Source organism: Sedimentibacter hydroxybenzoicus DSM 7310 (assembly GCF_013403245.1).
Taxonomy (GTDB): Bacteria; Bacillota; Clostridia; order Tissierellales; family Sedimentibacteraceae; genus Sedimentibacter; species Sedimentibacter hydroxybenzoicus.
Window position 1 is genome coordinate 13,935 of sequence record NZ_JACBNQ010000008.1, and the last position, 13,206, is coordinate 27,140.

Here is a 13,206-nt window from a genome sequence, read left to right on the forward strand (position 1 = left end):
TTACTTAAATACCGGGTTCTCCATAATACCTATGAAAAGCGGTATTCCTGTTGTAACATCAATTATTCCATATATAAAAGGTCGGTCAAATGATAATCGTGGAAGCTCTATAGGCATTGATTGCGGCATAACAACAGATGTAACGGCTGCTGCTTCCGTACCCTTTTCATCCACTTTAATATAGGTTTTATGCCTAACGTCACTTATAAACAAATCATCTTTACCGGATTCACTCATTTTTGAAAAATCGGCACTGCCGGGTGTAAATGGTATATTCATACCCAAATTATACAGTTCATCCTTCAGACTGTCTTCATAACTGCTTTCAAATTTCGGAATCGAAAGCTCAATTTCTTTTTCTTTCTTATTTTTAATTAAATTTAATAAATCGAGAGCTGACAAATTATTTATTAAATCCCTCGGAGTTGTACCTTCTTCAGGCAGCAGTCCGATAAAGGCGAATTGCTCGTCAACATAGGGAAGTAATGCTCCGGTTATACCATTCGATTGTAAATAATCCATATCCCCTCTTCTGTTCATATATTCTGTTTTCACTGTTTTGTCCGGGCTGTTGAAATCTCCTTCACGAGTATCATTGGCCGAAAATTGATATTTCCAGTCTCCGTTAAAGTAAATTGCGTTAATTAAATACATAACTACGTCATCTTCTGTTTTTTCAACAATTGTTCAAATCGTCCAATGCAATGTTTTCAGCACTTAATGCTTTCAGCATTTCTTCCTTAGTCTCTCCATCCGCTCCGTTTGCTGTCATAGCTAAAGCAAAATAAACAGATGTCGGTGAAATCATTATATTTCCTTCATTGTTGCCGGTCTCTTTAAGCATCTTCCATGTGAAATCCAAAATAGCTTGATTTAACTTGCTATCCATTTTTTCTGGTATACCTTTTTCATTACTTGAGTTGATGCCCTCCATTAAGTCAACAGAAGATGAGCATCCTGCGATAATAATCATTGTAATGAGTAATGAACATAAAAAAAAATTCAATTTGCATCGCATAGCGACACCTCCTTTGCTACTTAGACGTTTATAATTCTAAAATGTTCCTTTTATTTAATATAATAATAATCTCTTTTCTGCTTTGCACACTATTTTTATAAATCCTTGAATTTTCACCTTGATTCAGCTATAATGATAATGCATGCAAATAAATAAGTTGGGAGTTGATCATTATGACATATATAGTGTTTAAAAATTATGTTGACAACAGGGGGATAAACTTTTAAAAATTCCCCCTGAATAATCGGAGGAATTAAATGCAAAACAAACTATCTTTAAAAAAAGTTGATGAAAACAACTTTATTGAATGCTTTAATTTAAAGCTTGGAAGCGGGCAGGAGAAATATGTATCTCATCCCATCCGCAGTCTTGCACAGGCATATGTGTATTATAATCAATGTACGCCCTTTGCTATTTATAAGCAAGATATTATTATAGGATATGTTATGGTTATTTATGATTATGATGAAGAAACATATAATATCTGGCATATGATGATTGACGAAAAACATCAAGGCAATGGATATGGTACTACAGCAATTGATCTATGTATAGACTATATAAAATCAAAGCCTTTTGGTGAGTCAAATATTATCATACTAACCTGCAGCATCGGTAACAATGCAGCAATCCATGTCTATGAAAAATTTGGCTTTACAGATATAGGTCGGGATGATGAAGAGATAACCATGAAATTAGAAATTTAACAAACAAATATAAACCTATGCGATAAATACTATGCATAGGTTTTTTACACTTTAAAACTTTAATCTTTACATTCAATGTTACTTGATTGTAGGATCTTCCATAATACCCATGAAAAGCGGTATTCCTGTTGTAACATCAATTATTCCGTATATAAAAGGTCTGTCAAAAGTTAATTTGGGTATCTCCATAAGCATTCGTATGTAAAAAATCCTCATTTGCCTTGAAGTCATCCCTGTACCAGATTGAGTTTGCTATCGACAGCTTAACAGTTTCATCTCCTGTTATTGCATTCATCCATCCGTAAAGACCCTTATTCAAGTCGTCCAATGTAATATTCTCAGCACTTAATGCCCTCAGCATCTCTTCTTTCGTTTCTCCCTCCGCACCATTTGCCGTCATAGCTAAAGCAAAATAAACTGATGTCGGTGAAATCATCATATTTCCTTTATTCTTACTACTCTCTTTAAACATCTTCCATGTAAAGTCCAAAATAGCTTGATTTAACTTGCTGTCCATTGGTTGTGATATCTCGTTTTCATTATTTGGGTTAATACCTTCCATTAAATCAGCGGAAGATGTGCATCCTGTAAAAATCATTGTTGCAATAAGTAACAAGCATAGGATAAAAGTTCCTTAAAAATTAAAATGACAATTCAAAATAACATGCATGACAAAAGGATTTGTGCTTTTGCACAAATCCTTTGTAATATGTAAATTTAAAAATCTATGAGCCCTAAGCTTATTTTCAGACAATCATTAACCTCACCCATCAGGTTTGTATCAAACCTACCTATTTTTTCTTTTAGACGCTTTTTATCAATAGTGCGGATTTGTTCCAGCAATACGACTGAGTCCTTAGGTAAGCTAAAATCCTCAGAGCTTATTTCTATATGAGTAGGTAATTTTGCCTTGTTAATCTGAGATGTAATCGCAGATACTATAACTGTAGGGCTATATCTGTTACCAATGTCGTTTTGTACTACTAAAACCGGTCTTACGCCTCCCTGCTCTGAACCAATCACCGGGCTTAAGTCGGCATAGTAAACATCTCCCCGTTTTACTATCAAGCTATTCACTTCCCAATAATTTTGTTTCGTAACTTAAAAAATCTTCATAATCCCCTTCTGAGTATTCTTCTGTAATGCTTTTATTGATATTGCTCATTTCCAGATATCCGGCTTTCATCTTATTTCTGATTTCTAATTTTCTTTTCTCAATTAAATAATATCTTATAGATTTTCTTATGAAATCACTTCTGTTAGTTCCCTCTGCTTTAACTGCATTATCCAGTTCCCTCAACAAGTTTTCAGGGATCGAAATCAATATTTTTTTATTATCAGCCAAATCACACACCTCGATTACTCAAACTCAGTTCATTAAACATAGCTTATGTAATTTTACCACAATAATTATAATAGTAGTATGGTAAGTTTTGTATTAACTGAGAAAATTATAGTTCTTCCATATTTATTTTTTCATATAAAATAGTTTTTACTAAATTATCATTTTTATAAATAAAAATTGAATTTGGAAGCAGGTTTTCTTTATTAAAGTTTAAAACATGCTTATAAGTACCGTCAAAATAAACCAATTCTTCCGGTAAAACATCGAAGTGGCTGTCAAATTTCTTCAGATCAAAATCATAAATCAATGAATCGGTTATATTAAATTTTTCAATTACTACACTACTTTCAGGAAATTTATCATTGTTTAAAACGCATCTGTTGCCTGATAGAAATGCTGAATTCCACGATTCCTTTCCTGAATCAACTTTAATGCTGTAATTTGAATCCCTGCAAATAATATTAACCTTATAAGCGTTTTCGCTGTTTTCCGTATACACCTTCATTACAGCTTCTCCTGTATAATTAACAGGAATCATAAAGGGGTTGTCGCTGACTTTAGAACACCCGCAAAAAGTTATCACAAATAAAATCAAGCATACTATTTTTAACTTCATACATCAAACCTGCTCCCATAGTTATATAATAGATTATGATGAGATATAAATAAATATGCTTAAAAAAGGGAAACACATGATTTATTCAGTTACTTTCAGCTACACAAAAAGCAATCGCCAAATCAACAGTGTGAGAAATTGACACCTGAATGTTGGTTATACCCAGATTATTAGCTAAAATCAACGCATTATTCAATAAATTTACACATGGCTTATCTGATTCATCCTTCAATATTTCTATGTCACATGGACCAAAGTTTGAAAATCCGGTGCCCAAGCTTTTAGATACTGCTTCCTTTGCAGCAAACATGCCTGCTGCCGTTTGATAATTAAACTTCCTTTTATTTAAATAATCAACTTCGTTTTCCGAATAAATTTTTTTAATGAATCTATCATTCTGTAAATTATTCTTAATCCTTTCAACTTCCGTTATATCAGTTCCTACACCTTTTATCATATAATCTCCTTCAGAAAAATAAATTGACAAAGAGCTTTCATTATATAATAATTATATTATATTAACAAAAGTAATACAATTCTTATTTGACAAAGGAGAATATATGAGTAATATTACAGTGGTCTCTCATCCATTGATTCAACATAAATTGACAATGCTGAGAGATAAGAATACATCCTCTAAAGACTTTAGAGAGCTGGTAAGAGAAATTGCCATGCTTATGGCATATGAAGTCACAAGAAATCTACCGGTTAAAGATATTGAAGTAGAAACACCTATAGCAAAAACAACCGGCAAAGCATTATCCGGAGAAGACATTGCAATAGTTCCCGTATTAAGAGCAGGTCTCGGAATGGTAGACGGCATGCTTGATTTAATACCAAATGCTAAAATAGGTCATATCGGTTTGTACAGAAATGAAGAAACATTGCAGCCGGTAGAATACTACTGCAAGCTTCCAAGTGACATAGGAAACAGAATAGTGATAATTACAGAACCTATGCTTTCTACCGGCGGATCAATGATTGGAGCATTAACATTACTTAAACAATACGGTGCTAAAAAAATTAAATCGATACATTTGGTATGCGCTCCCGAAGGACTCAAAAAAGTAACCGAAGCTCATCCTGATGTAGAAATCTATACTGCAGCAATCGATGAAAAATTTAACGATATCGGGTATATAGTACCCGGATTAGGGGATGCGGGAGACAGATTATTCGGAACAAAGTGAGCAGACAACCCAAATTTTTAATTTGGTGTTGGTCGCTCATCCTGAGCGAAAGCGAAGGATCTTCCAGACAACCCAAATTTTTTTTGGTGATGAGACAATATTGACAGTCACATGATAAGTATATATTAAGGACGTGAGTAATTCACGTTCCTTTTGTTTGAGGTAATTATGGACAATTTAACAAGGAAAAACAATGCATTTTTGTCAATACTTTTAGTAATAGCTATACCTGTCGTTATTCAGAACACCCTTAGTATAGGTCTTAATATGATTGATACTATCATGGTAAGCAAATTAGGCGAAAATGCCATTTCTGCTGTAGGTCTTGGAAACAGAATTTATTTTATTTTTACTACTATTTGTTTTGGAATATATAAAAGCAATTGTTGTAATAAACAGATATAGAAGTAAAAAATGGCTTAATAATTTAATTATGAATTAAAAGGGAGGCTTATGAAACATATATTTATCATCAATCCTATTGCAGGCAAAGGGAAACTGCAAGAAAATATAGAAAAATCAATACACCATGAATTAAAGACAAAAAAAGTCGATTATGAGGTATATTTCAGTAAATCTAAAGACGATATAAAAACCTATATAACAAATAAATGTGGAGATAATATGCAAAGCGTTTTTTATGCATGCGGCGGAGACGGAACTCTCCATGAGGTTGTAAATGCATGTATAGGATTCGAAAATGCTTATATCGGAGTGATACCCTGCGGCTCAGGTAACGATTTTGTTAAGAACTTTGATAATCGTGATTATTTTCACTATATAGATTCACAAGTTAATGGAAAAGCGATAAATTTAGATTTAATCAAAGTAAAAGATAAATATACAGTTTCTGTCTGTAATATCGGTTTTGATGCTGATGCCGCTTTCAGTATGCATAAGTTTAAAAAGATTCCCTTCATAACCGGCTCAGGATGTTATATTATGTCTGTTATTTATAACTTATCTAAGAAATTAGGAAAAGAATTAGAAGTAATAATTGATAAAGATGAAGTTTTAAAAGGATCATTTCTGCTAGGAGTCGTTGCCAACGGTCATTCATACGGAGGCGGCTACAAATGCGCTCCCTTAGCCGAAATTAATGACGGTATAATGGATTTATGCTTTGTAAGCAATATATCCCGTGTTAAAATCCTCAGCGTATTAGGTAGCTATAAGGAAGGTACACATCTTACAAACGAAAAGCTTAAAGACATCATTACATATAAAAAATGCAAACACGTTAAAATCAAAAGTAAAGAACCTATAAATATATGTATAGACGGTGAAAACTTTATACATGATGAAATTGAACTCGAAGCGGTAAAAGATATACTTAAATTTTGGATTCCGGAAGGTGTACGAGTACAGGCAGAGAAAAGTGTTTATACAACTCAATAATAAAATATTAGTTGATATAATTATTACTTTTGTATATAATATCTGTAAGAAAGTAAGAAATTCGCACTCACAGAATGGAGATGATAAAATATGATATCCGAGTTAAGAGCAAAATCTCAAATTACGATACCTAAAGACCTTGTAGACAAATTGGGACTTTCCGAAGGAGATAAATTAGAAATATACGAAAAGGATGGTATAATTTGTATTATGCCTGTTGTAGTATATCCAAAAAAATACTTAGATGAACTCCGTGAGGAAATTGAAATAACAAGACTTAAAGTTGCATCCGGAGAGCTCCACATGTTTGACAATATTGATGCTGTATTTGAGAAATTGGAGGAAAATTAATGTCCTACCAGCTTATCCTTACACAACGGTTTGAAAAGCATTATACTTGTTGATGTAGGACATCATGATATTTTAAAACAGTTTTAGAATGAAAGCTGTTTTAAATTTTAGAACTTAATGTTATTTATTTTATTCCCACTCTAAACACAAAAAAGTTGAAAGATTTTCTATTAATCTTTCAACTTTATATGTTTGAACAACTTTTTTAAATATCTTCCACATTAAAGGTTACATTTTTCAGGTGTCGATAATAGTTAGCCCGTTCAGTCGTAAAGCACAATACGGTATAGTCCGGGTCATCTGCCTAAGGGATAATAAAACTCAGTTAATCTATGGATAATCTTTCGATTAAAATGTTATTTTTCATGATAGAATTTACCACAACAGTACCTACAAGAGTAACTACCACAAACTCTCCTACAGCTACATAAAATGCATTCAATAAAAACGGGGTGCTAAACAGATAGGTTAACTCTAAGCCAACCAACAAAGCATTTGATACTACGGGTCCCAAGCTTGCAATTATAAGCGCTTTTATATTGTAACCTAAAAGCTTTCTGACCATTACTATGAACATAATCGCCAGCAATGTTGCAAATGATCCAACGACTATGTCAATTACTCCTAAGGGACTTGCCAGGTTTGCCAATACACATCCTAATATTAAGCCAAGACCATATTTCGGCTCTATAAATGCAAACAATACTAATATTTCCGATACTCTGAATTGTAACTGCTCATAGCTCATCCACGCAAATGCATAGGTTAGGGCTGCGTATGACGCAGCTATAAGAGCTGTACGTGTTATGAATTGTATATTATTTTTTCTCATTAAAAAAACTCCTTTCGAATAACGAATTCTTAGGGAGCCACAAAAAAACTTGATTTTTTAAGTGGGTGCCAAGAAAACACTGTGTTATATTTATTATGCAATTCAATAATACTGACCAATTATATTATATAATCATTTATTTTTCAAGTATTATTTTAAGTTTCATGTCCTGCTTTCGAAAATAAGAAAATAGCGGTAAATTATAAATCTATATTCTCTATAATTATTACCTGAATTCCTTCTTCTCTACATACTTTTTCCAGTCTACTATCATTTGTTATAAAGCAATCAGCTTTCATAGTTATACCTGTAGCTATAATTAGTGCATCAGGAGTTTTAATATTGTAGTAGGCCCTTAATCTTGAAGCTATATCTGCAATTTTATAATCTACATTTACTATTGAAAGGTTAGGAAAATTAGATAACATCAATTTATACCTATTTTCTATGAAAATATTCTTATCTCTCTTTGGTTTAACTAATACTTCCATAAAAGATACTACAGACATTAATGCAGGAGTTTTGCCATCTTGAATGTCAATAAAAACTTTCTCTAACTTGCCGGAATAATCAGGGTTGTCTTCAAAAAAATAGATAAAACAATTAGTATCTAATAATACTGATCTCCCGACATCTATTCCCATGATTCTCTTTCCTCTTTTATATATTCATTAACATTTATATTGTCCCACACTTCTTTGCCTAAACCTCTCATAGTTTTTACAAAATCGTCTGGTTTTTTCATTAATACTATTTGACCAGTCTCATCATCATATAACCATATGAATTCTGTACCTGGTTTTAACCCTGCTTTTTTAAGAATCTGTTCTGGTATATTTATACTTAAATCTTGATTAAGTTTAGAAATAAGACTCATACCGAAGCTCCTTCCGGTTAAATTATCGTTATATTTACTTTCCTGCATTTATTCTTGCCCTCACTTTTGAAAAAACTTCATCATGAGTATATCTGGTATCAGTTGATGTTGCTTCTTTATCTGCTTCATCCAGCTTAAATTCTATTCCATCTGTTAATTCTGCATACTTTTCTATACTTAATACAACCATGGAACCATATCCATTCTTTGTAAGATACACCGGCTGTCCTTCTCTTATAACCATATCTTCAATTTCCGGAAACTTATTTCTTAAATCTGATACAGGTCTAATACGAATCATACTTTCACCTCATTGCATTATAATTTATCGTTATTTTATCATTATTTTATCATAAAGTCAATGTTTTGCTCTATTCATTTATACTAAATTCTTAAACAAAATAAAAGAGCCGCATTTCTGCGACTCTTCCATATATGGTTTTGTACCAATTATACTTACAGTATAAACGACCAACACCAAATATAAAATTTGGGTTGTCTGTTTATCTCTTGCTGAACTGTGAAGCTCTTCTTGCTTTTTTCAAACCGTATTTCTTTCTTTCCTTCATTCTTGAATCTCTTGTCAAGAATCCGGCTTTTTTAAGAATTGGTCTCAGTTCTCCGTCTACCTGCAAAAGTGCTCTTGATATACCGTGTCTGATTGCTCCTGCCTGACCTGTATATCCTCCACCCTTTACATTTACTAACACATCGTATTGACCCATCGTATCAGTAATCATTAGCGGTTCTCTTACTAAAACTCTTAAAGTTTCATATTTGATATAATCATCTAATTCTCTTTTATTTATAACAATTTTACCTGTTCCCGGTACCATTCTTACTCTTGCTATTGCTTTTTTTCTTCTGCCTGTTCCTCTGTATTGTGCATCCATTTAATCGTCCTCCTCTCACTAAAACTCGTATACTTGTGGTTTTTGAGCTTGGTTATTGTGCTCAGGACCAGCGTATACTTTAAGTTTCTTTAACATTTTTCTTCCAAGTGAATTCTTAGGAAGCATTCCCTTTACTGCAAGATACACCGGTTGTGTCGGTTTAGCCTTGAATAAATCTCTGTAAGGAGTTTCCTTCAATCCACCCGGATAAAGTGAGTGGTGTCTGTATAGTTTTTGATCTAATTTTTTACCTGTCAATACCACTTTTTCAGCGTTAACTATTATAACAAAGTCTCCTGTATCAACGTGTGGTGTATATGTTGCTTTATGTTTACCTCTTAATATCTTAGCAACTTCAGTTGCAAGTCTACCTAAAGTTTTTCCTTCGGCATCGATTACGTACCATGCCCTTTCAACTTCATTAGGTTTAGCCAAGAAGCTTTTCATCATGTTTCCTCCTGTATTTCTACTATTATACTATTTAAAATTATAATATATCGAAAAAACCTAACTCCGGGGCATTGGAACGGTTTTTCTCTAATCTTATCATACCTATGGTATTCTATATTAAATTTCAACATCTGTCAAGTGATTTTTGCTTTTTTACTAACCAATTACCTATCTGTAACCAACCTAATGCCTATCCATCGCTCATCTATCGTTATAATTTACGTTCATTAAGAACAATCCTTGTGCAGGTGCCGTCTGACCTAAAAGTGTTCTGTCCTTATTAATTATTGCCTCTTCTATACAATTTATACTTTTAGTTCCCTTGCCTATATCTATTAAGGTTCCTGCTATAATTCTGACCATGTTATACAGAAATCCGTTCCCGTTTATATAAAATTTGATTAATTGGTTTTCTTTAATAAGCTTAGTTTCATAAACAGTCCTGATGCTCGTTTTAACATCTGAACCGGCAGCCATAAAGCCTTTAAAATCATGTGTTCCAACCAAATGCTTTGCAGCTTCGACCATTTTATCAATTTCCAACCCGACAGGAACAAAGTAAGAATATCTGCTGTAAAAAGGACTCCAGACATTGTCGTTATATATCTGATACATATATGTTTTATCATGAGCATCAAATCTTGAATTAAATTCTATGGGAATATCCACCGAATCAATTACTCTTATATCATTGGGCAAAATCGAATTTAACGCAATTTTTATTTTCTCTTCAGGAATATTGGTATCCGCAGTAAAATTTGCAACCTGTCCTAATGCATGCACTCCGCTGTCAGTCCTTCCAGAACCTGTTAAGTTAACTTTTTGCTTCATTACGACGCATATTGCCTGCTCAATGGTTTCTTGGACTGTAGCCCTGTTTAATTGGGTCTGCCATCCGTGATATTGTGTTCCGTCGTAGCTTATTTTAAGCTTTATATTCCTTACCATATCTTAATCATAATTATTGCTGCAAAGTATACTATAAAAATACCTGATGCAACAAAATCACCCTTTGATATTTTTAGCTGTCTCATGCGCGTCCTGTTTTCTCCGCCTCTGTAGCATCTTGCTTCCATTGCCATAGCAAGCTCATCCGCACGTCTGAAAGCACTTATGAAAAGCGGAACCAGCAACGGAACTAAGTTTTTGGCCCTACTCATAATATTTCCACTTTCAAAATCAGCACCTCTTGATTTTTGTGCCTTCATTATTTTTTCTGTTTCTTCCATCAATGTTGGTATGAAACGGAGGGCTATCGTCATCATCATGGCAAGCTCATGTGCCGGAAGACCAAACCTTTTAAACGGATTCAGCAAGCTTTCTATGCCGTCCGTCAATATAATCGGAGATGTTGTCAAGGTCAGCAATGATGTGCCCATAATAAGAAGGGTAAGGCGTATAGCCATAAATCCTGCCTGTCTTATTCCTTCCTCGGTTATTTTTATAAAACCAATCTGAAAAATTATCTTACCCGGGGTCATCAATAAATTAATGATAAATGTTATTACTATTATCATTAAAATCGGCTTTAAGCCCTTTATAACAAACTTAATCGGAACCTTGGACACCTTTATCGCCAGAGCTAAAAATAAGCCTACTACCAAGTAAGTTATGAAGCTTTCAATAAGAAATAAGGATATTATAAAAACAAATGTCATTATTATCTTAACCCTCGGATCAAGCTCATGAACGGGTGATTCAACCGGGTAATGCTGTCCTATAGTTAAATTTTTAAACATTTCTCTTCCTCACTTCTTTCAAAATCTCTTCCTTCGCCTCTTCGACAGTGAGTATATCCGTCCTGATGTTAAAACCTCTGCTTCTAAGTTCATTGACTATTTCTGCGACCTGAGGCACACCAAGACCGATTTCTCTTAATTCTTCAGCCTGAGAATAAATTTCCTTAGGTGTTCCTTCCATATGAATTTTACCTTTATACAAAACTATTACCCTGTTTACCAGCTTAGCTATATCCTCCATGCTGTGAGAAACTAAAATAACAGTTACATTAGCTTTCTTATGAAGAGTTTTTATTTTTTCAAATAAATCATTTCTGCCTGCAGGATCTAATCCGGCTGTTGGCTCATCCAATACTAAATAGTTTGGTTTCATTGCCAGTACGCCTGCAATGGCAACCCTTCGTTTTTGACCTCCCGATAAATCAAAAGGCGAAGCGTCCTTTATTTTATTAAAATTAAAACCCACTAACTCCAAAGATTCCCTTACTCTTTTATCTATTTCATCCTGTGGTAATTTTAAGTTCATGGGACCAAAAGCAACATCCTTGGCAACAGTTTCTTCAAACAACTGATACTCTGGATATTGAAAAACAAGACCTACGGTTTGACGCACCTTACTGAGAAGCTTTTTGTCCTCTCCCACGGTTATTTCATCGACAATTATTTTACCCTCTGTTGGCTTTTCCAATCCGTTAAAAAGTTGAATCAAGGTAGATTTACCCGACCCGGTATGCCCTATTATACCAAGAAAGTCACCTTCTTTAACCTCTATGCTGATATTATCTAAAGCCACTGTCCTGAAAGGTGTCCCTTCGCTGTAAATATATTTTATATTTTCTGCTTTTATTGACATAACAAATCCACCAATTCCTTTACGTCTATTATATCGGTCGGAATATTAATACCTTCCTTTACAAGCTCCTGAGCAAGCTCGGTAACCTGAGGAACATCCAATCCGAATTTTTTGATTTCGTCAATATTCCTGAAAACTTCTTTCGGAGTACCGTCTAACTTTATGCCGCCCTTGTCTATTATTACAACTCTGTCCGCCTGTACTGCTTCATCCATGTAATGAGTAATCAATAAAATTGTTTTTCCGGCTTTGTTTAGTTTTTTCAGAGTATCCATTACTTCTCTTCTGCCTGAAGGATCGAGCATTGCAGTCGGTTCATCCAGCACGATACAATCAGAATTTAAAGCAAGTATGCCTGCAATTGCTATTCTTTGTTTTTGACCGCCTGAAAGCATATGCGGAGGTCTTTTTCTATATTCATACATACCAACCGTATTTAAGGCATCATCAACTCTTTTCCTGATTTCAGAAGGTTCTACACCTTGATTTTCCGGTCCGAAGGCGATATCTTCTTCCACAATGGTTGCAACAAGCTGATTGTCCGGGTTTTGAAATACCATTCCCGCTGCTTGCCTGATGTCCCATAGCTTTGAATCATCAGAAGTATCCATGCCTTTTACATATATTTTTCCTTCTGTAGGCAATAAAATAGAGTTTATAAGCTTAGCAAGTGTAGATTTTCCGGAACCGTTATGACCTATAATCGCAGTAAATTCTCCCTGCTTTATTTCAAGACTAATGCCATTCAGCGCATAATCATTGCTTTCTTTTTCATATTTATATTTAACATTTTCAATTTTAATTATATTTTCAATCATATAAGCACCCATATATTTATTTTCATACACCGTTCTTATTGAATACGGACAAATCTTTGTCCGTAACATAAGAAAACAGTATTACTAATTCGCTTCAAGGGAACTAATTTAATGCGAAT

At 33.8% G+C, this 13,206-nt stretch carries 22 protein-coding genes; 5 read left to right on the forward strand and 17 right to left on the reverse strand.

Annotated features, from left to right (window positions below; genetic code table 11):
* Both HZF24_RS18970 and HZF24_RS18975 read right to left on the reverse strand, forming a co-directional pair.
* On the reverse strand, positions 1–654 hold the full coding sequence (locus tag HZF24_RS18970) for a serpin family protein (protein ID WP_246346015.1): 654 nt from the start codon (positions 652–654) through the stop codon (positions 1–3).
* 22 nt (positions 655–676) lie between these two features.
* A complete protein-coding gene (locus tag HZF24_RS18975) occupies positions 677–1,018 on the reverse strand; it encodes a serpin family protein (RefSeq protein ID WP_246346016.1) in 342 nt (113 codons plus the stop codon).
* 257 nt (positions 1,019–1,275) lie between these two features.
* Here HZF24_RS18975 and HZF24_RS08500 point away from each other — a divergent pair, with 257 nt between their 5' ends.
* A complete protein-coding gene (locus tag HZF24_RS08500; protein WP_179237895.1) occupies positions 1,276–1,725 on the forward strand; it encodes a GNAT family N-acetyltransferase in 450 nt (149 codons plus the stop codon).
* A gap of 163 nt (positions 1,726–1,888) precedes the next feature.
* On the opposite strand, the gene HZF24_RS08510 is transcribed toward HZF24_RS08500, so the two are convergent.
* The 5 genes from HZF24_RS08510 to acpS form a co-directional block, all read right to left on the reverse strand.
* Positions 1,889–2,323 carry a serpin family protein gene (locus tag HZF24_RS08510; protein ID WP_179237897.1) on the reverse strand — a complete coding sequence of 145 codons (435 nt, stop codon included), beginning with the start codon at positions 2,321–2,323 and terminating at the stop codon, positions 1,889–1,891.
* Between the two features lie 119 nt (positions 2,324–2,442).
* On the reverse strand, positions 2,443–2,793 hold the full coding sequence (locus tag HZF24_RS08515) for a type II toxin-antitoxin system PemK/MazF family toxin (RefSeq protein ID WP_179237898.1): 351 nt from the start codon (positions 2,791–2,793) through the stop codon (positions 2,443–2,445).
* 1 nt (position 2,794) lies between these two features.
* Positions 2,795–3,070, reverse strand: a complete 276-nt coding sequence (locus HZF24_RS08520; RefSeq protein WP_179237899.1) for a CopG family ribbon-helix-helix protein — start codon at positions 3,068–3,070, stop codon at positions 2,795–2,797.
* 106 nt (positions 3,071–3,176) lie between these two features.
* Positions 3,177–3,686: a hypothetical protein gene (locus HZF24_RS08525; protein WP_179237900.1), complete on the reverse strand. Its 510-nt coding sequence runs from the start codon at positions 3,684–3,686 to the stop codon at positions 3,177–3,179.
* Between the two features lie 85 nt (positions 3,687–3,771).
* The gene (acpS, locus tag HZF24_RS08530; RefSeq protein ID WP_179237901.1) at positions 3,772–4,143 is read right to left on the reverse strand and encodes a holo-ACP synthase; all 372 of its coding nucleotides are present in this window, start codon (positions 4,141–4,143) and stop codon (positions 3,772–3,774) included.
* A 103-nt stretch (positions 4,144–4,246) separates the two neighbouring features.
* On the opposite strand from acpS, the gene upp reads away from it, so the two are divergent.
* From upp to HZF24_RS08550, 4 genes are all read left to right on the forward strand, one after another.
* Positions 4,247–4,876, forward strand: a complete 630-nt coding sequence (gene upp / locus HZF24_RS08535; protein WP_179237902.1) for a uracil phosphoribosyltransferase — start codon at positions 4,247–4,249, stop codon at positions 4,874–4,876.
* Positions 4,877–5,044: 168 nt separating this feature from the next.
* Positions 5,045–5,281: an MATE family efflux transporter gene (locus HZF24_RS08540; protein ID WP_179237903.1), complete on the forward strand. Its 237-nt coding sequence runs from the start codon at positions 5,045–5,047 to the stop codon at positions 5,279–5,281.
* A gap of 48 nt (positions 5,282–5,329) precedes the next feature.
* Positions 5,330–6,274, forward strand: a complete 945-nt coding sequence (locus HZF24_RS08545; RefSeq protein WP_179237904.1) for a diacylglycerol/lipid kinase family protein — start codon at positions 5,330–5,332, stop codon at positions 6,272–6,274.
* A gap of 90 nt (positions 6,275–6,364) precedes the next feature.
* Positions 6,365–6,625: an AbrB/MazE/SpoVT family DNA-binding domain-containing protein gene (locus HZF24_RS08550; protein ID WP_179237905.1), complete on the forward strand. Its 261-nt coding sequence runs from the start codon at positions 6,365–6,367 to the stop codon at positions 6,623–6,625.
* A 325-nt stretch (positions 6,626–6,950) separates the two neighbouring features.
* On the opposite strand, the gene HZF24_RS08555 is transcribed toward HZF24_RS08550, so the two are convergent.
* The 10 genes from HZF24_RS08555 to HZF24_RS08600 all read right to left on the reverse strand — a co-directional run bounded on the left by HZF24_RS08555 (position 6,951) and on the right by HZF24_RS08600 (position 13,087).
* Positions 6,951–7,457 (reverse strand): QueT transporter family protein, encoded by a 507-nt coding sequence (locus HZF24_RS08555; RefSeq protein WP_179237906.1) that lies wholly within the window; start codon positions 7,455–7,457, stop codon positions 6,951–6,953.
* A 200-nt stretch (positions 7,458–7,657) separates the two neighbouring features.
* A complete protein-coding gene (locus HZF24_RS08560; RefSeq protein WP_179237907.1) occupies positions 7,658–8,101 on the reverse strand; it encodes a type II toxin-antitoxin system VapC family toxin in 444 nt (147 codons plus the stop codon).
* Positions 8,092–8,382 carry a hypothetical protein gene (locus tag HZF24_RS08565; RefSeq protein ID WP_179237908.1) on the reverse strand — a complete coding sequence of 97 codons (291 nt, stop codon included), beginning with the start codon at positions 8,380–8,382 and terminating at the stop codon, positions 8,092–8,094. Before HZF24_RS08565 ends, HZF24_RS08560 begins: the two co-directional genes overlap by 10 nt.
* Positions 8,369–8,635 (reverse strand): type II toxin-antitoxin system Phd/YefM family antitoxin, encoded by a 267-nt coding sequence (locus HZF24_RS08570; RefSeq protein WP_179237909.1) that lies wholly within the window; start codon positions 8,633–8,635, stop codon positions 8,369–8,371. The genes HZF24_RS08565 and HZF24_RS08570 overlap by 14 nt, the downstream gene beginning before the upstream one ends.
* Positions 8,636–8,837: 202 nt before the next feature.
* Complete coding sequence (gene rpsI, locus HZF24_RS08575; RefSeq protein WP_179237910.1) at positions 8,838–9,227, reverse strand: 30S ribosomal protein S9; 390 nt, start codon at positions 9,225–9,227, stop codon at positions 8,838–8,840.
* Positions 9,228–9,245: 18 nt separating this feature from the next.
* On the reverse strand, positions 9,246–9,677 hold the full coding sequence (rplM, locus tag HZF24_RS08580) for a 50S ribosomal protein L13 (protein ID WP_179237911.1): 432 nt from the start codon (positions 9,675–9,677) through the stop codon (positions 9,246–9,248).
* A 201-nt stretch (positions 9,678–9,878) separates the two neighbouring features.
* On the reverse strand, positions 9,879–10,625 hold the full coding sequence (gene truA, locus HZF24_RS08585) for a tRNA pseudouridine(38-40) synthase TruA (RefSeq protein ID WP_179237912.1): 747 nt from the start codon (positions 10,623–10,625) through the stop codon (positions 9,879–9,881).
* The gene (locus tag HZF24_RS08590) at positions 10,619–11,416 is read right to left on the reverse strand and encodes an energy-coupling factor transporter transmembrane component T family protein (RefSeq protein WP_179237913.1); all 798 of its coding nucleotides are present in this window, start codon (positions 11,414–11,416) and stop codon (positions 10,619–10,621) included. Before HZF24_RS08590 ends, truA begins: the two co-directional genes overlap by 7 nt.
* Positions 11,409–12,269 (reverse strand): energy-coupling factor transporter ATPase, encoded by an 861-nt coding sequence (locus HZF24_RS08595; RefSeq protein WP_179237914.1) that lies wholly within the window; start codon positions 12,267–12,269, stop codon positions 11,409–11,411. The genes HZF24_RS08590 and HZF24_RS08595 overlap by 8 nt, the downstream gene beginning before the upstream one ends.
* Positions 12,260–13,087 (reverse strand): energy-coupling factor transporter ATPase, encoded by an 828-nt coding sequence (locus HZF24_RS08600; protein ID WP_179238017.1) that lies wholly within the window; start codon positions 13,085–13,087, stop codon positions 12,260–12,262. The genes HZF24_RS08595 and HZF24_RS08600 overlap by 10 nt, the downstream gene beginning before the upstream one ends.
* Positions 13,088–13,206 lie beyond the last annotated feature (119 nt).